We start from the raw sequence: 18,770 nt of genomic DNA, 5'->3' as shown, positions 1-18,770 counted from the left end.
TTCTTCCACCGGAGCCGCGCCACCGAAGTTGTAGCTCAGCGTGCCGAGGATCGAGTGCGAACGGAAGCGCGTACGAGCAGCGGTGCCGTCAGCAGCAACCAGATCGACGTTGTTGTGGTTGAAGAAGCGATACTTCAGGCCCACATCGACGTGATCGCTGATCGGCGCACGGATACCGGCCAGAGCCTGCCATGCAAAACCAGTGTCGGAGTCATTGACCTGGACGCCGACGGTGGAGTTACCAGCGTTGATGAAGTACTTGGAGCGGGCGACGCCGACACCACCGCCAACGAAGCCCTGGATGCCATCGTCCGGACCGAAGTCAAGCAGACCGTTGACCATGAAGCTCAGCGCGTCAGCATGCCCCTGCGGGTTGTCACGCACCACACCGCCGATGTCGACCGAGTCATTGTATGCACGACGGTAGCTGACTTCGCTTTCAAGGCGGAAACCGCCGAAGTCATAACCGACGATACCACCGAAGTCGTACCCATCGTGGTTGCTCAGAACGATCCCACCGTTAAGTGCTTCCGAGTCTTCAACCTTCATCGCGCCAGCGTCGGCCTCGACGTACCAAGAATCATCTCGTGCAAACGCAGGAGATGCCAAGGCACTCGACGCCAGGGCAAGGCCCAGGACCAGTTTCCGCATTATCGTTTCCCCTTTTAGCGACATCATGCCACGTCGTGCAGGTTGTCTACCGGTTCCAAAGTGGTCATGCAAGCGGACAAACACACCGAGTGTTGCATGAAAACAACGGATTGCCTCCATTGTGCAGTGCAAATTCTCGATGATTGCGCCCTCATGTGCCGGTGAAATGCCGCTAGAGGGAATTGGTTCCACTTAGTTCGCTGAAATTGTGCCGGTTACTTTAAGCAGTTCGATCAAGGCTGCGATCGCGGCCCGTGCCTCGGCATCGACAACTGCTCCACCTTGCGGGCTGGCCGGGGCCGTTGCAAGAGTCCAGCCACCGTCAAACAGACGGTTGGCGCCGTTCTGGAGATCATAGCAGCGCATGCCGATGACTGGCTGCACAAACCGCCAGCCCCCTTCCGTCCAGCCCGCAATCGCGTTTTGGTGGTTGGCGAATGGCCCGGTCGGACTTGCCCCCACGATCCATGCCTGTCCGATTACAGGGGCAGTCGGCGGATCATTCAGAACGCCTTGGACAGAACCGGCCACGCAAATATCCAGCAAGGCAAGCGCCTCGTTCACCGTGGTCTCCTTCTGCGCCTGGCCGGCAAAGAGCAGCGGGAGACCCAGTCGTGCGGTCGACGTCGAATAGCTGATAGGGTCAGTCATTGGTTTCCCTTTTCATACTGGCGGGTCATTCTGGTGCCGTGACGATCAGCGGCAATGACAGGGAGGTCCTTCCCACCTGCCGAATGCTGAAGCGGTGCGCCTCCGTCGCCGGGCCCAGGGCTGAAACCTGCGCGGATGTAAGCCGCAGGCGTGGCTCGGTCGTGTTCCAGGTGACGTTCACCGCGTCCGCAGTGCCATAAGCGATCTGCCAGAGTTCCTGAGGCTCATTGAGAGGGACATCGAGCTCGTTCAGCCAAGCCCAGCCGCCGCGCGATCGCCGGATCCAGTCCAATTGCAGCCCCCCATCGGCGAGGCGTTTTGCCTGGCCGTGGACTGGGGCCAATGGTCGCAAGCCTATGCCGCGGTTGATCACCTCGGTTGTGACGACTTCCGGGTCGCCAAGCCCGAGCGCTGCGATCTGGAGTCCTTCGGTCACGTCCGATGGATCGATCATTGTCAGGGAATCATCGATCAACACGAAAGGCTCATCGCTGGCATGGTTGGAGATGGCTGCCTCAGTTCCCCCACGCCCGCGAAGGAGGCCGCTGATCCGCCATGTTCCGTTCGCAAGCCTTTCTGCGCGCGAAAACTGGATGAGCTCTGATCCGAGGTATGAAAGATTGCTGCCTCGCATCAATTGGGCCCATGTCGCGTCAGCTAACGCTGCATCCTGCGGCACAAGTGCCACATCAACCGTGGCATGTGCGTCGAACATCAGCGGCGTCCCTGCGGGCAGTCGCGTAAGGGTGCGCCCAAGCACTGCGCGGCGTCGGCCTGTCGATCCGATTGCCGCAAGCTGACCATCGCCGACTTGGACGAACAAGGAGGCACCGGTCCACCCGGCGCTTTGAGATGAAGCAGCCACTTGAAGCTTGACTTTAGTCGGATCGCCCACGCCGTCCCAGGGCAACTCAAACGCTGCCAGCGACGTCGGTCCCGGTTGCAGATCGAGAGCCTGATTCGCCCGGCCCGCATCGCTGATCGTCGTATCCACAGGTGCGGATGGCGGCACTGCGACCAGGTCCAGCATTACCCCGTCCGCCTGCCATTCCCATTGCTCCACCCGCCACCGGCCTTCGGTGACGGGAGTGGTCACAATGGCACCGGGGGCAAAAGCGTGGTCGATCTCGGTTATGCGGTAACGAAGGGTGTCGTGCGCAATCGTCCGACGGCGCGCTGCGCGATCCGCAATGACGCTAGCTTCAGCGGCCGTCATCGCCGCCGGGAGTTCAATGGTAGCCACGTCTCCGGGGGCACTGCGGCCAATGCTGCGCTGCAGGCCCGGCTGATAGTCCCGCCCGATATCGTAGTAGCGGACCGCACATTGCTGCGACACCGGAAGCGCCTCGCGCCGACGCGACCAGCCGCTTGCACGCGCATCCTCGGCGGATTCGCCGCCGGCACACGGCTGCGGCAAGGAAAGGGTAGTTGCCTGGCTGTCGTCGCCAAGCCGGAAGCGCAACCTCTCGTCGGCCACGGTGCAGGCAATCGGCGATAGCTCGGCCAGCGTAGCCACCGCGTCAGCCACCCCGCCCTGCTCGACGGAATATCCTGCCAGCGTAAGCGAACCGATACCCGAGACGTCGGCGGTCGGCAGCAGGAACTGCACGACGTCGGCCGCACTGACCGCGCTTTCGTCGGCCAGGATTTCGAAGGTCAGGGAAGGAAGACGATTGCCGAAATCGGCCAGCTCGAGATCCTCGAACACGACATAGGCCAAGCTACGATAAGCCGGATTCAGCGCTGCGCCTTCGGCCTGCACGAGCAGCGGATCAGGAGCCTGGTCGGCATAACCTCGATGCACGCGGACGCTTCCGCCCACTTTCAGATCGCCTGCCGCCCCGCGCAGAAGGTTTCCGTCTGCCCAGATGCGCCCGATCCCCGTAACGGGTCTGCTCGATACGGCGACTGCAAACGATGCGGTGTAAGTATAGCTGGTGACAGAGGGCTGGCCTTTCCCGCCACCGTTCTTCTGCTTGTGCTCGACCAGTTCGGTCGACCAGATCACGCTGCCCGACGAACGAATTCGGCCGAAATGCATCGGCAATGCCGACCCATAGCTGGAAGTCTGGACCGACAGCTCCTTGAGCCTTGGCCCCTCGACCTTGCGCTTGCCGAATACCGCGCCGTCGATCTGCTGTCCGAGCAGCGCGCCGATCGCACCGCCCAGCGGCCCGCCGAATGCGGTGCCCACGGCGGTAAGAAGCAGGGTTGCCATCGCAATCAATCCTTCTCGTCTGCCAGTCGCCATTGCAGGCTGACCAACCATGGAAGCGGCCCGGGCAGAAATGTCACTCGGCCCAATGAAGCGTGTGCATGAACGAAGCCGCCAGGCACGCGCACCGCCAGATGCGATTGCACCGGCCCGACCCGGCACAACACAACATCGCCACCGTCCGCACATTCCGTCAGCCCGCTTGCCGCGGCGCAGCGCAGGAACCGCGCCACACTGGTCGAACGCAGCGCATAGCCCTCGGGCGGATCAGGCTGCCGCCCGGCGCGGCGCAGCGCTTCGGCCACCAGTCCCACGCAATCGAGGCCGGAAGCCGGATCGCGCCCGTGCAACCGGAACGGCACCCCCACCAGGCCCAGCGCCGCCTCGGCAAGCGCCCGGCTCATCCTTGCGCCGCCGGATAACGGGTGAGCAGGTCGTTGCCGGGAAGATACGGCTCGCCCTGGAAATTCACGGCATTGCCGAACCGCGTTGAACAGGTTGCAATCGTGTGATCGCATCCCTCACGCAGCACAACCCGCTGCCCCGCCGTCGCGTCTTCAGCCAGGGGGCGGTCGAGCACGAGCCATCCATCATCCACCACGCGCACGCGCAGCACCGCCCCGGCATCGCCGCCATCCACCGGCCTCAGCCAGCCGAAAGCGAAATCGGCCGCAACAATGCCGCTGGCCCTGACCCATTGTCGGCCTGCCCCCACCTCGGTCAACGTGGCCTCATGCGTGAAGCGGGCCGAAGAAAGCGTGCAACCCTCGCCACAGAACTCGGCGCGGCAGGTCGGCGACGTGCGCGGCACCAGATCGCGCGCAAGCACCTGCTTGAGCGACTCCAGTTCGGCCGAGAACTGCTCCCCCTCACGACCGACCGATCCGATCGTCCCGGTGAACAGCGCCTCGAACTCCAGGCTTTCCCAATCGACCAGCCCCATCGCCACGCGCGCGCCGTCGAACCGTCCGCTGGCAAGCTCCGCCTCGCCTATCGCATCGTGCGCCAGTGCGCCGGAGACTTCCGCCGAGTCCGCCTCCAGCGTCGCTGTCCGACGCACGGCCGATGGCACCATTCCCGGCGCCGTCCGGTGGCGAAGCCCGGCGAATACCAGATCGCGGTCATGGCTGGTGAAGCCCAGCGCCACACCGTCGCGCCGCTCGATCCGCCACCACACCGCCACGGTCTCAAGGGGCTGGCTGAACCAGGTCCGGCTCATGCGTCTTCTCGCAGTTCGACCAGCGGCACGCTCGGCGCCTCGCCAGCCGCGAATTCCGCGCCCGAAATGTCGAGACGGTCCTCGGCAAACCGCACCGGCACGTCGAAGAGGAAGCCGGCCCGCACCACCGAGCCTGCGGCCGGCGCCGTCGCGAACACCAGCACGCCTTTGGCATCGAGTGAAAAATCGCCGGTCTCGGCACCGTCGACACTCACCCTCAGCGTTTCCGCGCGCGGCCGGGTGATCCGCCGCTTCTGCGCATCGGCCCCGTCGCCATAGTGCTTGACCAGGGCAAAGCGCGCAGTCGCGCCATCGCCGGTCCCCAGAATCTGGTCCGTCGGCGTCGGCACCCCGGTCATCCCGTTGGAGCTGAAGTCCGAAGGATCGCGCAAGCGAAACCCGCGCGCCTGCCCGCGCCGCGCCCGGAAGAATGCGATCAACTCGCCCAGTTCCGCCTCGGACCGCACGCCCGGCCCCACGTCAAAGCGCAGCCTGGCATCCGACCACAGGCTGTTACGCCGCTCGAAGCCCGAAGCCGTGATCGTGACATTGGTCGAGAATTCCGGCGTCACCGAAGCGTCCCGTCCCAGCGCCAGCGGGAACAGGACATCGTCAAAGGATTGCATGGTCTCGTCTCCGCTCTTGTCGGGAAGCCGGGTAAAGCCGTCGCGCGAAACCTGCGGCAGAGCCCAGATGAAGGTTTCCGCCACCCCAAGGCCAGCCGCCTCGCTCGCCGCCGCATCGATGCGGGCCCATTCCACTTCCGCATTGTCCGCAAACAGCACGAAGCCTGAGAGGTAGTGCTGCTTCGATCGCGGGTAGCCCAGTCGCGCCTCGGCCATCACCCGCGCCTCGGCGCGCAGCGCATCCTTGCCCGCCGTGACCCAATCGTAGTCTTCCAGCTGCAGCACGTCGAAAGCAGGCGAGGCCCATCCGACGGGCAGATTCGCGCGGTAAGCCTCGGGCGTCACGGGATCGAGCACGGTCGGCAGGAATGCCAGCAGCAGCCTCTCCGCCCCGGCACTGCCCGCAGCCGCTTTCACCGCTGCGGCGAGGTCCGCCGTCGATTGCGCCAGCAAGGCGCCTGCCTGATCGAGCAGGCTCTTCTGCGCCGCGTCAAGGTTCGCGCCCATGTCCGGAATGTTTACGGGACTGCCGCCAAACGCCGCCTTGGCCGCGTCGTCGTAGATGCAGATGCGCCGGTCCTGCGTCACCCACCACCACGGTTCGCCCACCTGATGCCGCACCGGCAGCCCGGCGCCCTGCATCAGGCCGACCAGCGCCACGCCAACCTTGCGCACCCACGCCATCGCCTGTGCGTTCGCGGGCGAAAGCAGTGCCGAAGGCGGCACCCATCCCGTCCGGGCCGGCGCTCCGTCCCACGCCTTCTGCTGCCACGCCGCCGGGCAGTTCTGCGCCAGCACCTCATAGGATTGCGAGGCGATGATCGTCTGCCCCATTGCCTTGGCCCCGGCGAAGAACGCCTCATGCCACTTTTGCGCCGCCGGGTTCATCGCTGGCTGCCAGGGATCGACCACGAACCCGCCTGCCCCGTCCGGTACTAGCGAATAGAAGTGGCTCATGCCGATGTAGTGGTTGATGCTGCCGCGATAGCCCAGGCCCCGGATCTGCCGCAGCAGTCGTGCCGGCGTCAGGTTGTAGGCGTCGTCATAGCCGGTGCACATGGCGAGGCCATGCGGCGGGACCATCACGTCACCCAGTTCCAGCATCGGCTTGTGCCCCTGGCAGGAAATATCGGAAAGCTCCGCCCACCCCGCCGCCGAAGTCGCAAACGGCGTCGCACTGCCCGGCGCATAGCCCGGCGCCACCAGCGAGATGAACAGCCGGTCGATATCCGCCGGATGCACCGGGTCAGCTTCGGCCGGCAGCAGGAACCCGCCGTCGAGTTCTGAAAACTTCAGCGTGATCTGCGCATCGGTTGGCGAGCCGCTGGCATAGTTCCACAGCCGCACGTACCAGGCCCGCGCATTGCCAGCCGCATCGCGTCCCTCGATGGTCAGCGTCGGCCCGTTTACCGCATCAAGGGGCAGGACCCCGCCCGATCGCCAGCGGAACGAAAGCGTCAGCCGCGAATAATCGCGCCGCGTTTCATAGGCCAGCAGCGGGTGATCCCACTTGTCTTCGGATTCCCAGATCAGCCCGACCAGATCGTCCGCCTTGCGGAACACCGCGTCCACCCGCAGCGCATCGGGCGCGGTCGTCACCACCGAGGCCATTGCGGGCCTTGGGAAATTCACCGTCCAAAAGCGCGGATCGAAGCGCTGGATCGTGTCGGTATGCTGCACCGTGCGGCGCTTGGCCAGCCAGTAACTCATCGCCGGTTCCCCGCCTGATCAGAATTCGTTGAGAGCACGGCGCACCGCCTGCGCCACCTGCTTGCCCGAACGGCGCAGGCTTTCGGGCTGGTTGCTGCCTTGCGGGCTGACGATCCGAATCGAAACGTTCACGTCCCGCCCTCGCCCCCCGCCGACCGAAGGCTCCACGCGCCCGGCTGACGTCGGCACGAACAGCTCCGGACCACGCTCGCCCACGAGGTAACCCCTGCCCGGTGCCACCGGCCCGCCCGTGGCGCGCCCCGGCAATCCGAAGATCGATGAGACCAGTCCCGTCAGCAGGCCGCCGATCCCGCCCGATTGCGCGCCCGTTGCCCCGCCAATCGAGCCGATCCCGGTCTGCAGCGCCTGCGCGGCAATGTCGCCGACCACGTTCAGCGCCACGCGTCGCAAGTCTTCGAACCCCAGCGAGCCGCGCCGGATCGCACCCAGCAATCCGCGCTCCAGCGTGTCGCCTGCCCGGCCGAACCCGTCGACCAGGATCGAATCGAAGCTCCCGCGCATCTGCGCCAGGTCCGCCGTGAAGCCGGACGTATTGGCGCGCACGTCGATCATCAGCGTGTCGAGTTCATCCGTCACGATCTTGCTCCATCAGTCTGTCGATTGTGCCGCGATCCACGCCCTCGCCATCGGGCGTGCGCATCGCGGCAAGGACGGTGGCCAGTTCCTCGGGTGTCGCCGACCAGAACCGGTTGGGTGACCAGCCCAGCAGCAGCGCGGCCTGTCCCGATAGCCGCGCTGCCACCTTGCCGAAGGTGCCGCTCATCCGCCGCCCTTCAGCACCTGCACGATCAGTGCACGCAGCACCGGCGTACAGGCGGCCAGTCCTTCGCGCGCCACCGCCTCGGCAAAGTCGGCGCGCTCAAGCCCGTTGCGATCGCGCAAGGCGTGCCAGAACAGCGCGACCATCTCGCCCAGCCGCAGCTGCCCGGCGCTCGCCCGCTCGACCAATGCAAACAGCGAGCCGAGTTCCTCCTCCGCTGCCACCAGGGCGCCGAAGGTCGGGCGCAGCACCAGCGGCTGCCCGCCAAGCGATAGCACCGCTTCACCGCGGTGCGGGTTGGCTGCATCCGCCATCAGACCTGCGCCACCACGCCCGAGCTTTCGAGCGTCATCGTATAGTTGCGCTCGCCGTTGAAATCGCCCGAGTAGTCGAGCCGCTGGACGAGGAAACGCCCACGCATCTTCTCGCCACCCTCGAACGACAGCTCGTAGTCGGCGATGGTCCCGGAAAGGGCATAGCCGCGCACCTGGCCTTCAGCCGCGCTGCCAAGGAAGATGCCCGCCGCGCTCACCGTCACCGAGCGCGTCCCCGCACCGGAAAGCAGCTCGCGCCACCCGCCCGAATCCTTCGAGGTTATGACCACCGCCTCGCCGTTGATGGACATCTGCGTGGTCCGCAGGCCCGCCACGGTGTTGTAGGTCGGCGTTGCCGCGCCATCGCTGATCTTCAGCAGAAAGGCGCTTCCTTTCTGTGCTGCCATGTCGGTTCTCCTTGAAACAGAATGAGGTGTCAGGCCGCCATCACGCGCGCCCGATATTCCAGCACGACCACCCGCACCGCTTCGCCACGCTGTTCGGCCCGCGCCTTCAGCATCGCCAGGCTGGCAATGCGGAAACCACTCGCTGCCTGGTCGTAGGGCAGGCTCTCGACCCGCGCCTCGATCGCCGCGACCAGCGCCGCGCAGCCCAGCGGATCGTCGCTGCGAAAGTTCAGCTCCAGCGCCACGCGGATCTCGCGCCCGGCGAGCGTCTTGGTGCCCCAGTTGGTGCTCGCGCTTGCCGTCAGCGCCAGCCACGGCAAGGCCACGCGCGAAGGTGCTTCCTCGACCACCGCGTTGAGCGCCGCGCCCAGCGCCGGATCATTTGCCAGCCAGTCGATCAGCACGGCGCGAAAGGGAATTTCCATTGCCTATTCCTTTCCGAACAAGGGCCAGAGCAAACCTGCCTGGCGCCACCGCCGCGCGCTCTTGCCCTGCGCCAGCATTGCCGCCCGCGCCTTGGCCAGCGCCTGCGCTTTCTCGGTCAGCCGCCGCACCAGCCCGGCGCCATCAGCCCGCCCCTCGATCATGCGAGGCGCATCCGCCGCCACGGCCGCCACAGCGCGGCGACCACGGCCGGCGGCAGCGTTGCCGCCTTCTTATCGTCGTCACGCGCGCGATGCTGGTGCGCCGCAAGCCGGATCACGCCATGGCGGATCGCCTCGGGCAAAGTGGTCCAGTCGCTGGCAAGACCGGCAACATAGGTCACCACCACCCGCGTCTGCTCGATCGGCCGGCGCAACCGCACAAGGCCGGTGCCATCGGCACGAATGTCCAGCTCGTAATCGGTCGAAGCCAGCGCCGTGCGCAGACCCCCCGTGCTCAGACCTGCCATCGCGGTGATCGCGGTAACCGGTCGCGCCGAGAGCGCCTGCCACTCGCCACTGGCTTCCAGCACGTCCTCGCAGCCCGATTGCAGCGGCATCGTGCCGGTAAAGCCCTCGCACACGTCAAACGCGGCGCGCATCAGCGAGGCCAGCTCGCCATCGTCGGCGGTCCGGGAAATCCCGAGCCAGGCCTTCAGTTCGCTAAGCGCCGCCGAGGCCACGGCTGGCGGCGCGACAATTGCCCGCATCATGGCAATCTCCGGTCATCTTGGAAGGAAAGGGGGCCTGCGGCGGCAGGGGGAGGAACCGCCGCAGGCATCCGGAGGCCGTCAGGCTTCCGGAAGGGTCAGCCGAACGCCGATCAGGCCGTGATTCTCAGCAGCTTGATCGCATCGCTGTCCATGACCTGCCCGCCCACGCGGCGGGTGGCATAGAACTGGACGTAGGGCTTGTTGGTATAGGGATCGCGCAGGATCGTCGTCTGGCGGCGTTCCGCGATCAGGTAGCCGGCCTTGAAGTTGCCGAACGCGATCGGGAAGGCGTTGGCCGCCACATCCGGCATGTCCTCGGCCTCGACCACCGGATAGCCGAGCAGGCGATCGGGCTGGCCCTGTACCAGACCCGGCTGCCACAGGAACGCGCCGTCCGAAGTCTTGAGCTTGCGGATCGTCGCCAGCGTGGTCGAGTTCATCACCCACACTGCGCCCTGGCGCAGCGGCGCCTTCATCTGGAACACCAGATCGATCAGCTTGGCCTCCGGCGCACTATCAAAGCCGGAGGCATTGCCCGAACCGATGAACTGCAGCGCCCCGAAGGCACGGGTATTGTCGCCTGCAGCGCTGGTCGTGGCGGTGAGGAAGCCCTTGGGCTGGTTGGTGCCGGTACCGTTGATGAACGCCGCACCTTCGGCGCGAGCAAATTCGGTCGCGATCTCGCCCGCCAGCCAGCTCTCGACATCGAACGCCGCGTCATCGAGCATCGCCTGCGTCGCCGAAGGATTGGCGTAGAGTTCTCCGGTCGGCGGCAGGATCTCGGCCAGCTTGGGGCTTGCCGTTTCGGGACGCGCCCCGGTCTCGCTGACCCAGCCCGAAGCCGCGCCGCCGATCGACACCAGGCGACGGAAGCCCGAAGTGCCGGTCTGCACGACATTGGCCACCGAACGGATCGGGCTGATCTCCACCATGCGGCGCGCGATCATCTCGTCGATCTTCTGCGGCACGGCAAAGCCGCCATCGGCCGGTACGGTGCCCGAAAGCGCCTTCAGCTCGGTCTCGCGGCCATGGCGGACATAGCCGTCGATGAAGCCGTTGATCTCCTGACCGCCTTCCGCACTGCCAGCGAGCATGGGACGAACCGCCATGCGGCCCGCCCGCTCGATCCGGCCTTTCACTTCCTCCACCTCGCTGCGCAGCGCGGCGATGGCGGCATCGTGCGCATCCTGGCGCTCGACGATGTCGAACGATTCAGCGATGGCATCGGCCTTGGTTTCGATCTCCAGATTATCCATGTGGCTCAACGTCCTTTCTGCATGAAACAGGTCGCACGGGACCGCGCGGCCCATCGGGGACTTCGGTTTCGGGAAAATCAGCCCGCCTCGGGCTCGACGTAGTGGACCCGCGCCAGCGGCTGCATCGGCCGGGTCACCAGGCTCACCTCGAACAGGTCGAGGTCCTCGAGCTCGCGCCCTCCCGGCAGCGCCCGGCCCTTGAGCACGCGGTATCCGAACGAAAGCCCGTCCACCGCGCCGTTCTTGAGCGCCCGCGCCGCCGCCGAATCCGCGGCATCGATCCGCGCCACCACGCGCAGGCCGCGCTCGTCCTCGCCTGCGCTCTCGATCCAGCCGATGCGCTGGTCGGGGCGGTGCTGCCACAGCAGCGGCAGCTTCAGCCCTTCGGCGAGCCTGCGCTCGAGACTGCCCTTGAACGCGCCCGGCAGGATCGTATCGCCGCCGCTGTCGCGCTTGCGGAAGATCGCGGCGTAGCCCGCGAACCGCACCGGGGCGCTCAACGCACCAGCTCCATCAGGCCCGTGCGCACCGCGATGCCCAGCAGCAGCAGCGCCAGCAGGCCCCGCACCACCCAGGTCACCACGGCCTTCCACGCGCTCGCCTTGGCATCGCGCCAGGCGCCCAGCAGCTGACGCAGCTCTGCCATGTCGGTCGGCGCATGATCGTCAGCCAGCCCCATCCGGCTCAGCACCCGCGCCGCGCCGAGGTCCGAAGCCTCCTCCACGATCGCCCGCAAGGTGACGAGATCGCCGCCCTCGTCCTCGGCCTGCGCGACCAGCCGCGCCAGCATGTCCTCGCGGGTCATGCCGCCACCTCACCGATCCCGAGCCCAAAGCCGAGCATTTGGCGCTTCTCCTCAGCCGAAAGGAAGTCCGCGCCCGAAACCTGGGCCCACAACCGCTCGCGATCCTCGGCCAGCGCCGGCACCGCATCGAGATCGACGCTCAGCGCCGCCCCGGCAAACGAACCTGACAGCCCCTCGGCCAGCGCGGAGAGCACCTTCCCCGCGAGCGGCAGCAGCGTCAGCCGCCACAGCGCCCGGTTCGCCTCGCGATAGTTCGCATAAGTGTTGTCGCCCGGAATCCCCAGCAGCATCGGCGGCACGCCGAAGGCCAGAGCGATGTCGCGCGCCGCCGCCGCCTTGAGCGTGGCAAAGTCCATGTCCGCAGGGGTCAGCGCCAGCGCCTGCCACTTGAGGCCGCCTTCCAGCAGCATCGGCCTCCCGGCATTGCCCATGCCCGAATAGGCCGCCGTCAGCTCCGCCTTGATCCGCTCGAACTGGTCGGCAGAGAGAGCCGCCCCCGGCTCGCCGGGATCATAGACCAGCGCCCCTGAAGGCCGCGCCGCATTCTCCAGCAACGCGCGGTTCCAGCCCGCCGCTGCATTGTGGATGGCCACAGCCTCCTCGGCTGCCTCCAGGCACCCCGCGCCATAATGATCGTCAAGCGGATGGAAGTGCTTCACATGGATCAGATTTGGACGCCCGAAGTCGTCCGTCGCCTCGATCCGCATCGCCTTCTCGCCGACCTTGTAGGCAAAGGCCGCAGGCCATCCGCCAGCATCGGGGATCACCGTCACCCGCTCGGGCCGCAGCGCAAACAGCTCCACCGGCACGCCATCGGCATCGCGCAGCACCTGGACATAGGCATTGCCGTGCAGCAGCAGATGCGCCGCCAGCGTCTCGATCAGCGGCTGGCCCGCGCTGGTCTCGCTGATCAGCGCCAGCAGCTCGGGCTGCGAAGCCCTGACCGGTGCCCCGCCGATTCCTTCGGCCACGAGCCGCACCGCGCGCTGTGCCACCGGGTTGCGCAAGTAGGCCTCGCGGATCGCCACGGGATAGTTGATCGGCCCGCGGGCGCTATCCCCGCGCCAGTCCGAAGCGGCAATCCACGGCGAGACGAAACTGCGCCCCAGCGGCGCGCGCGGCGTCACCGCCTCGCCCTTGAAGGCAGCAGCAAGCGATTGAAAGAACGACATAGTCTGCCTTTCATGATGAACTGAATGACCGCCCCGCAAGGCGCACTTCTCTTCTCCCCTCCCGCAAGCGCGAGGGGGTGGGGTGGGCAAGCAGCACCACCAAAACCTTCAATCAAACCAGATGCGCGGCTCCGCCTGTTGCCCCAGCATCAGCTCGGTCAGCGCCCAGACACAGGCATCCGCCCGGTCTGGAGATCGCCCCGGCCCCTGGTATTCGCCGCCCGGCATCATTCCGCACAACTCGTCCTCCAGCCTTGCGAACATTCCGGCATGGCGCACCCGCCCCGCTTCATAGAGCGCCGCCACCGGCTCGGCCCGCGCCGCCTTGCCCCGGCTTGCATGGACAAGGCGCAGGGGCAGGCTCGCCTGTGCCGCACGCAGCACCGCGCTCACCATCTCGCCACCCTGGTTCGCCTCGGCCACCACCCGGTCAGCCGACCAGGCCTGCGCGGCATTGACGACGGCGCGGGCCCAGCGCTCGGGACTGGCCTGTTCCACCGAACAGTCGGCCAGCACCCGGGCGATCCGGTCATCCCCGATGCCGCACACCACGATCCCGCAGGCATCGCCATGCGCGCTCGCCGGAGGGTCCACTCCGATCACGATCCGCGTGCACGGCGGCGCTGCGTCTTCGCGGCTCTCTTCGATCAGGCGGCGGCTCCACAGCGCGCCCACCAGATCCTCGATCATCTCGCCCAGCAGTTCCTGCCGGCCTAGCATGGTCCCGCCAAAAGTCGTGCGCATCGCCTCAAGGAAGCGCTCCGGCAGGTTCGCGGCGTTGTCGAAGGTCGTGCCCCGCGTCACCACCACGTCTTCACGCCTGTCCGAGTTCTGGCCACCCATGACCCGCGCCACCAGCGGCACCGGTCGCGGCGTGGTCGTCGCCACCAGCCTGGGATCGCTCCCCAGCCGCAGCCCCATCAGCAGGTTGTCCCAGGTCGAAAGCGCCCGGTTTGACATGTTGTCCCACTTGGCAATCTCGTCGCACCAGGCATGGCTGTGCTGCGGCCCGCGCAAGGCTTCCGGTTCGCCCGCCGAATAGAGGAACGCCTGTGCCCCGTTCGGCCAAGTCAGGCGCCGGACCGAACTTTCATAGGTCGGCCGCCGCCACGGTGCCCCGATCGAAAGCAGCCCGCTCTCGCCTTCCACCATCACGCTGCGCGCTTCGTGGAGCGATGATCCGATCAGCGCGATCCGCGCCTCCGGATCGCCCTCCGCCACGCTGCGCACCCATTCCGCGCCCAGCCGCGTCTTGCCGAACCCGCGCCCGGCCATGACCAGCCACACCCGCCAGTCGTCGTCCGGGGCAAGCTGGTTTTCCCGCGCCCAGGTCCGCCAGTCGAACGGCCACTCGATAATCTCCTTGTCGTCCAGTCCTTCGACGAAAGCGGCAACGCGCTCGGGGCTTGCATCGGACAGCCAGTCCAGCAAAGCCCGCTCAGCCATGCGCGCTCACGTCCATGGCCGCAGCCTGGCGCTGCTTCTGCACTTGCTCGCGGATCTGCAGCAGCTTGGCATGGAGCGATTGGCGCACGGCTTCGACGTCGGCATTGTCGCGGATCGCCCGCTCGCGCGCCACGGTCTCGCGGTGCTGCGAAAGCAGGCGCAGCGCGGTCGCATTGTCGAACTTCGCACCATCCTTCGGCTCGCCGAAGCGCAGCCGATGCAGCACTTCGATCTCCAGCAGGTCGTAACCCTCGCACAGCGCCTCGCGCCACCTGGCGGCAAATTCGCTGTCGTCGCGCTTGTCCTTGTAGGCCCGCGAGGCCGGAATGTCCGCCGCCGCTGCCGCCGCCGTCACGTTCGACGTTTCGGCCAGCACGGCCAGAAACACCGGTCGCCACGGCCTGTTGCTCTTATTCGTCTTCACCGGTGGCGCAGGTGCCAGTTCCCTATCAGGAACGTCTGCGCACGCAGTCTCCGCACATGACTCATCGGCACCCGGCTGCACTTTCGGCTTGGCCATGCGGACCATCCCTTTCGGAATTGAGCTTTCTTGACGCCATCGCCCCGCCGTTCGCGCTTTCAGAACGATTCGGCCTCGCGATGTTCTTGATATGTACTCAATCAACCGGGAAAGTCAACCAAAAAGTGCCAATAAGGTTATCTTCGGCCTTCGGCATAACCAAACCACAAGAAGGTCTGGCACTCCGTCCCCGCCTCCCCTATCCGCACAACCGCAACAACGAACGGGATCCCGATGCTTCGCCGCCTTTACGATTGGACCATGGCCAAGGCCGCGCACCCCCATGCCGAATGGTGGCTCGCGCTGTTCGCGTTCATGGAGGCAAGCTTCTTCCCGATCCCGCCGCATCCGCTGCTCGGCCTGATGTGTCTCGCTGAACCCCGGAAGGCCGTGCGCTTCGCCGCTGTTGCCACGATTGCGTCGGTGCTGGGCGGTCTGCTCGGCTACGCAATCGGCTATGGCCTCTATGACACTGTCGGCACCCAGCTGCTGGCCGCGCTGCACCTGACCGAGAGCTTCCCCAAGGCGGCGTGCTACCTGCGCGAATACGGGGTCGAGATCATCATGATCAAGGGCGCCACGCCCATCCCGTTCAAGCTGCTGACGATCACCGCCGGTTTCATCGCCATGCCGCTGGTGCCGTTCATCCTTGCCAGCATCGTCAGCCGCTCCATCAGCTTCATGATCGTCGGCGTGCTGTTCCGCCTGTTCGGTGCGCCGATCAAGCGCTTCATCGACAAGTACCTCGGCCTTGTCACCGTCGGCTTCGTCCTGCTCGTCGTCGGTGGCTTCATCGCCGCGACAATGCTCGGCGGCGGCGGCACGTCGGATACCAAGGCCAAGTGCGAACAGATCGCGCCCGTTACCGCATCCTGATTGTGGAATACGCTTTTTGCGCCTCTTGACGGTTCACCGCATCTTCAGGATTTTTCGTCACAACTGAAACTGTCTTTGCGACTTTTGCATGGGTCGGAGCATCGCGCTCCTTTCAGGCCGGTGCTCCTTCCGAACCGAAGGAAGGAAGAGCATGGGACGTGTGATAGGCGCCAACACCCTTGGGGAGGATATCCGGCTGCAGATGGAAGGCTACGGCCTCACCACCATCCAGATCCACTATTACCTGCCGGACCACCCCAGCCTGCTGCAGATGTTCGCCTTCCAGCAATACGATCTCGCCCCCCGGTTCCCGCGCCTCCACGGCTTCCTCGATCACTGGCGGCGCGAAATCGAGGCCGCCCTCCACTCGGTCCGCATCGCCCACAATCACCTGATTGGCCCGCAGGAATGGCGCGCCGTCGATGGCGTCATTTCCATCAACTGATCGTCAGCCCATTATTCTCCCCTCCCGCCTGCGGGAGGGGTTGGGGGTGGGCAAAGGCGCACCCCCCGAATATTAAAGCCCAAACCGGTAGGAATACCCCAGACCGACCGAAAACTGCGTGCGCTGCCCGCGCTCCCGGATCAGCGAACTCGCCGCAGGCTCGCCGCCCAGCCGGTCCACGCCGGCAAACACCGCCACCGCCCGCTTCGGACTGAGCGGCCGGATCAGGCTGGCGCCCAACCCGTAGGAAACCAGCCCGCCATCGGGCCGCGAAACCGCCAGGCCCGTGCGCGCCGCCTGGGCCCCATCCACCCCGTAATAGGTCCGCATGAAATCGCCGCTGGCAAAGGTCGCGCGCGGCCCCACCGCATAGATCACCTTGCCCGAGCGCCCGGAATACTGCGCCAACACGTCGCCCACCACGCCCTCGTGCCCGCCAAAGCCCTGCCGGACCTCGGCCCGCAGGCGCCACTGCTTCTTCGCGCCCAGCCGCTTCTCGACAAAGCCGCCGGCCTCGCCGGCAATGTCCACGTCGCCCATCCCGCGCAGGGCATCGCTGCCCCCGGCAATCAGGAACGGCGATCCGCCATCGTCATCGTTCCGCCCGAAGCGGGTCCGCACGATCGGCCCTGCCTTCCAGCCATCGCGGTTCACCGCGTTCCAGCCGAGGCCATCCTGCACCGAAAGGAACAGCGTGTCCTTGTAGTTGATCCGCAGGTCCGGGAAGATCGACAGTGCGGTGTCCTTCGATCCGGCCCAGGCCATGCCGAACACCGGCGCCACGCCCACGGTCATCGTCCACCCCTGAGGTGCCATCGGCGGTCCCGCTGGCCGCACAGGAGCGGTGGCCGAAGGCGCTGTCTGCGCCAATGCCGGATGCGGCAGGGCCAGATTCGCCAGGGAAAGCCCGAGGGCAGTAGGCACCATCGCCCGAATGACACGCATCCTTATTCTCCTCAGTGTAAGTAACGACCCGTCGTGTCCTATGGATTGCCTTCACGACCAGCACTTTGCGGCAATGTGTCGAAAACTTGCCCTTGTGCTGCGCACGCTGTCCCGCAATCCTCACGCCATGCTCACGCTCTACCACTGCAAGAACGCCCGCTCCTTCCGCGCGCTCTGGGCGCTTGAGGAAATGGGCCTGCCCTACCGGCTCCACACCCTCCCCTTCCCGCCGCGCCACCGGCATGAAGGCATGCACGAAATCAACCCCTTGGGCACGATTCCGGTCCTGATCGATGGCGATGTGAGAATGACCGAAAGCGTCGCGATCCCGCACTACCTCGCCACGAAGTATGGCCCGACGGACCTCGCCGTCGCCCCGCACGAGGAAGGCTACGCCGCCTACCTCAACTTCCTCGTCATGGGCGAGGCGACGCTCACCTTCCCGCAGACCATCCACCTGCGCTACCAGGTCTTTGCCAGGCCCGGAGAGCGCCGCCCCGAAATCGCGCGCGACTACGCCGAATGGTTCGGCTCGCGATTGCGGAATGCGGAAGGCATGATGGGTGAGGAATTCGTCGCTGCCGGACGGTTCACCATGGCCGACATCTCGGTTGGCTATGCGATCATGCTCGCGCTGTCGGTCGGCCTCGAAGAGTTCGTGCCGAGTTCGCTGCGCGACCGCTGGAGTTCGCTTTCTGCCCGCGAGAGTTGGAAACGCGCGATTGCCGCCCAGGAATCAAGCGCCTAAGCGCGGCGGATGGCCCTCATTGCGTTCAACAAGCCCTTTGGCGTGCTCTGCCAGTTCTCTCCCGAACGCACTGGCCCGCCCCGGCCCACGCTCGCGGATTTCATAGACTTCCCGGGCGTTTACCCGGCCGGCCGGCTTGACCATGACAGCGAAGGCCTGCTCCTCCTGACCGACGACGGCCACCTCCAGTCCCGCATCGCCGACCCGCGCCACAAGCTGCCAAAAACCTATCTCGTTCAGGTGGAAGGCGAGCCCGACGAGGCCGCACTGCAGGCGCTGTGCAAGGGGGTCACGCTCAAGGACGGCCCCACCCTACCCGCCAGGGCGGAGCGGATCGACGACCCGGCGCTCTGGCCCCGCGATCCGCCGATCCGCGTGAGAAAATCGATCCCCGACAGCTGGTTGCGCCTCACGATCCGCGAAGGTCGCAACCGCCAGGTCCGCCGCATGACCGCCGCCGTCGGCCACCCGACACTGCGCCTCGTCCGCTGGCAGATCGGCGACTGGACACTCGACGGGATTGCGCCCGGAGAATGGCGAGCGCTCTAAAGCGGTTACTCTACGGTGACCGACTTCGCCAGGTTGCGCGGCTGATCGACGTCAGTGCCCTTGGCCACGGCGACATGGTAGGCGAGCAACTGCACCGGCACCGCATAGACCAGCGGCGCGATCAGCGGGTGGACCTTCGGCATCTCGATGGTGGCCAGGCACCCCTCGCCCGCTTCGGCAATGCCTTCGGCGTCCGAGATCAGCACGACCTTGCCGCCGCGGGCGCGCACTTCCTGCATGTTGCTGACGGTCTTTTCAAAGAGCGGTCCGGAAGGCGCCAGCACGATCACCGGCACAGC

The 18,770-nt window shown here is 66.2% G+C and carries 25 protein-coding genes; 4 read left to right on the top strand and 21 right to left on the bottom strand.

Annotated features, from left to right (window positions below):
• From NJ75_RS22695 to NJ75_RS22610, 19 genes are all read right to left on the bottom strand, one after another.
• Nucleotides 1-651: outer membrane protein (locus NJ75_RS22695; RefSeq protein WP_039338625.1), on the bottom strand; the 651-nt coding region annotated here is incomplete at its 3' end.
• A 192-nt stretch (nt 652-843) separates the two neighbouring features.
• Nucleotides 844-1,302 (bottom strand): DUF2793 domain-containing protein, encoded by a 459-nt coding sequence (locus NJ75_RS22690; RefSeq protein WP_039338615.1) that lies wholly within the window; start codon nt 1,300-1,302, stop codon nt 844-846.
• Between the two features lie 25 nt (nt 1,303-1,327).
• Nucleotides 1,328-3,520, bottom strand: coding sequence for a phage tail protein (locus NJ75_RS22685; protein ID WP_039338614.1), 2,193 nt, complete (start codon nt 3,518-3,520; stop codon nt 1,328-1,330).
• A 5-nt stretch (nt 3,521-3,525) separates the two neighbouring features.
• A complete protein-coding gene (locus tag NJ75_RS22680; protein WP_039338612.1) occupies nt 3,526-3,921 on the bottom strand; it encodes an NlpC/P60 family protein in 396 nt (131 codons plus the stop codon).
• Entirely contained in the window at nt 3,918-4,736 is an 819-nt protein-coding gene (locus tag NJ75_RS22675; RefSeq protein ID WP_039338610.1) for a DUF2163 domain-containing protein, read from the bottom strand. Before NJ75_RS22675 ends, NJ75_RS22680 begins: the two co-directional genes overlap by 4 nt.
• On the bottom strand, nt 4,733-7,072 hold the full coding sequence (locus NJ75_RS22670; RefSeq protein ID WP_039338608.1) for a DUF2460 domain-containing protein: 2,340 nt from the start codon (nt 7,070-7,072) through the stop codon (nt 4,733-4,735). The genes NJ75_RS22675 and NJ75_RS22670 overlap by 4 nt, the downstream gene beginning before the upstream one ends.
• 18 nt (nt 7,073-7,090) lie before the next feature.
• Complete coding sequence (locus NJ75_RS22665) at nt 7,091-7,669, bottom strand: phage tail tape measure protein (protein ID WP_039338606.1); 579 nt, start codon at nt 7,667-7,669, stop codon at nt 7,091-7,093.
• Nucleotides 7,659-7,856 carry a phage tail assembly chaperone gene (locus tag NJ75_RS22660; protein ID WP_039338603.1) on the bottom strand — a complete coding sequence of 66 codons (198 nt, stop codon included), beginning with the start codon at nt 7,854-7,856 and terminating at the stop codon, nt 7,659-7,661. Before NJ75_RS22660 ends, NJ75_RS22665 begins: the two co-directional genes overlap by 11 nt.
• On the bottom strand, nt 7,853-8,167 hold the full coding sequence (locus NJ75_RS22655; protein ID WP_039338601.1) for a gene transfer agent family protein: 315 nt from the start codon (nt 8,165-8,167) through the stop codon (nt 7,853-7,855). Before NJ75_RS22655 ends, NJ75_RS22660 begins: the two co-directional genes overlap by 4 nt.
• Nucleotides 8,167-8,574 carry a phage major tail protein, TP901-1 family gene (locus NJ75_RS22650; RefSeq protein ID WP_039338599.1) on the bottom strand — a complete coding sequence of 136 codons (408 nt, stop codon included), beginning with the start codon at nt 8,572-8,574 and terminating at the stop codon, nt 8,167-8,169. Before NJ75_RS22650 ends, NJ75_RS22655 begins: the two co-directional genes overlap by 1 nt.
• A 29-nt stretch (nt 8,575-8,603) precedes the next feature.
• Nucleotides 8,604-8,999, bottom strand: a complete 396-nt coding sequence (locus tag NJ75_RS22645) for a DUF3168 domain-containing protein (protein ID WP_039338597.1) — start codon at nt 8,997-8,999, stop codon at nt 8,604-8,606.
• Between the two features lie 3 nt (nt 9,000-9,002).
• Complete coding sequence (locus NJ75_RS24660) at nt 9,003-9,161, bottom strand: hypothetical protein (protein ID WP_156135949.1); 159 nt, start codon at nt 9,159-9,161, stop codon at nt 9,003-9,005.
• Nucleotides 9,158-9,709 carry a head-tail connector protein gene (locus NJ75_RS22640; RefSeq protein ID WP_039338596.1) on the bottom strand — a complete coding sequence of 184 codons (552 nt, stop codon included), beginning with the start codon at nt 9,707-9,709 and terminating at the stop codon, nt 9,158-9,160. The genes NJ75_RS24660 and NJ75_RS22640 overlap by 4 nt, the downstream gene beginning before the upstream one ends.
• A 110-nt stretch (nt 9,710-9,819) precedes the next feature.
• Nucleotides 9,820-10,965: a phage major capsid protein gene (locus NJ75_RS22635; RefSeq protein ID WP_039338623.1), complete on the bottom strand. Its 1,146-nt coding sequence runs from the start codon at nt 10,963-10,965 to the stop codon at nt 9,820-9,822.
• 77 nt (nt 10,966-11,042) lie between these two features.
• Nucleotides 11,043-11,465, bottom strand: a complete 423-nt coding sequence (locus tag NJ75_RS22630; protein ID WP_039338594.1) for an HK97 family phage prohead protease — start codon at nt 11,463-11,465, stop codon at nt 11,043-11,045.
• Nucleotides 11,462-11,770: a DUF6127 family protein gene (locus NJ75_RS22625; protein ID WP_039338591.1), complete on the bottom strand. Its 309-nt coding sequence runs from the start codon at nt 11,768-11,770 to the stop codon at nt 11,462-11,464. The genes NJ75_RS22630 and NJ75_RS22625 overlap by 4 nt, the downstream gene beginning before the upstream one ends.
• Nucleotides 11,767-12,942: a phage portal protein gene (locus NJ75_RS22620; RefSeq protein ID WP_039338590.1), complete on the bottom strand. Its 1,176-nt coding sequence runs from the start codon at nt 12,940-12,942 to the stop codon at nt 11,767-11,769. The genes NJ75_RS22625 and NJ75_RS22620 overlap by 4 nt, the downstream gene beginning before the upstream one ends.
• Before the next feature lie 108 nt (nt 12,943-13,050).
• Nucleotides 13,051-14,388: a DNA-packaging protein gene (locus NJ75_RS22615; RefSeq protein ID WP_039338588.1), complete on the bottom strand. Its 1,338-nt coding sequence runs from the start codon at nt 14,386-14,388 to the stop codon at nt 13,051-13,053.
• Entirely contained in the window at nt 14,381-14,812 is a 432-nt protein-coding gene (locus NJ75_RS22610; RefSeq protein WP_236727235.1) for a hypothetical protein, read from the bottom strand. The genes NJ75_RS22615 and NJ75_RS22610 overlap by 8 nt, the downstream gene beginning before the upstream one ends.
• Before the next feature lie 330 nt (nt 14,813-15,142).
• Between NJ75_RS22610 and NJ75_RS22605 the strand changes: the two genes are divergently transcribed.
• Nucleotides 15,143-15,784 carry a YqaA family protein gene (locus NJ75_RS22605; RefSeq protein WP_039338587.1) on the top strand — a complete coding sequence of 214 codons (642 nt, stop codon included), beginning with the start codon at nt 15,143-15,145 and terminating at the stop codon, nt 15,782-15,784.
• A 151-nt stretch (nt 15,785-15,935) separates the two neighbouring features.
• Nucleotides 15,936-16,229, top strand: a complete 294-nt coding sequence (locus tag NJ75_RS22600) for an usg protein (RefSeq protein WP_052242786.1) — start codon at nt 15,936-15,938, stop codon at nt 16,227-16,229.
• Between the two features lie 72 nt (nt 16,230-16,301).
• Here the strand turns inward: NJ75_RS22600 and NJ75_RS22595 are convergent, their stop codons facing one another.
• Nucleotides 16,302-17,174 carry a MipA/OmpV family protein gene (locus NJ75_RS22595; protein ID WP_236727234.1) on the bottom strand — a complete coding sequence of 291 codons (873 nt, stop codon included), beginning with the start codon at nt 17,172-17,174 and terminating at the stop codon, nt 16,302-16,304.
• Nucleotides 17,175-17,268: 94 nt separating this feature from the next.
• Between NJ75_RS22595 and NJ75_RS22590 the strand changes: the two genes are divergently transcribed.
• Complete coding sequence (locus tag NJ75_RS22590; RefSeq protein WP_236727233.1) at nt 17,269-17,922, top strand: glutathione S-transferase family protein; 654 nt, start codon at nt 17,269-17,271, stop codon at nt 17,920-17,922.
• A gap of 9 nt (nt 17,923-17,931) precedes the next feature.
• Complete coding sequence (locus NJ75_RS22585) at nt 17,932-18,471, top strand: pseudouridine synthase (RefSeq protein WP_039338583.1); 540 nt, start codon at nt 17,932-17,934, stop codon at nt 18,469-18,471.
• Nucleotides 18,472-18,476: 5 nt separating this feature from the next.
• On the opposite strand, the gene NJ75_RS22580 is transcribed toward NJ75_RS22585, so the two are convergent.
• On the bottom strand, nt 18,477-18,770 hold a 294-nt coding region (locus tag NJ75_RS22580; protein ID WP_039338581.1), incomplete at its 5' end, for an SIS domain-containing protein.

Source organism: Novosphingobium subterraneum (genome assembly GCF_000807925.1).
GTDB classification, from domain to species: domain Bacteria; phylum Pseudomonadota; class Alphaproteobacteria; order Sphingomonadales; family Sphingomonadaceae; genus Novosphingobium; species Novosphingobium subterraneum.
This window is presented reverse-complemented; position numbering and strand designations above follow the sequence as displayed.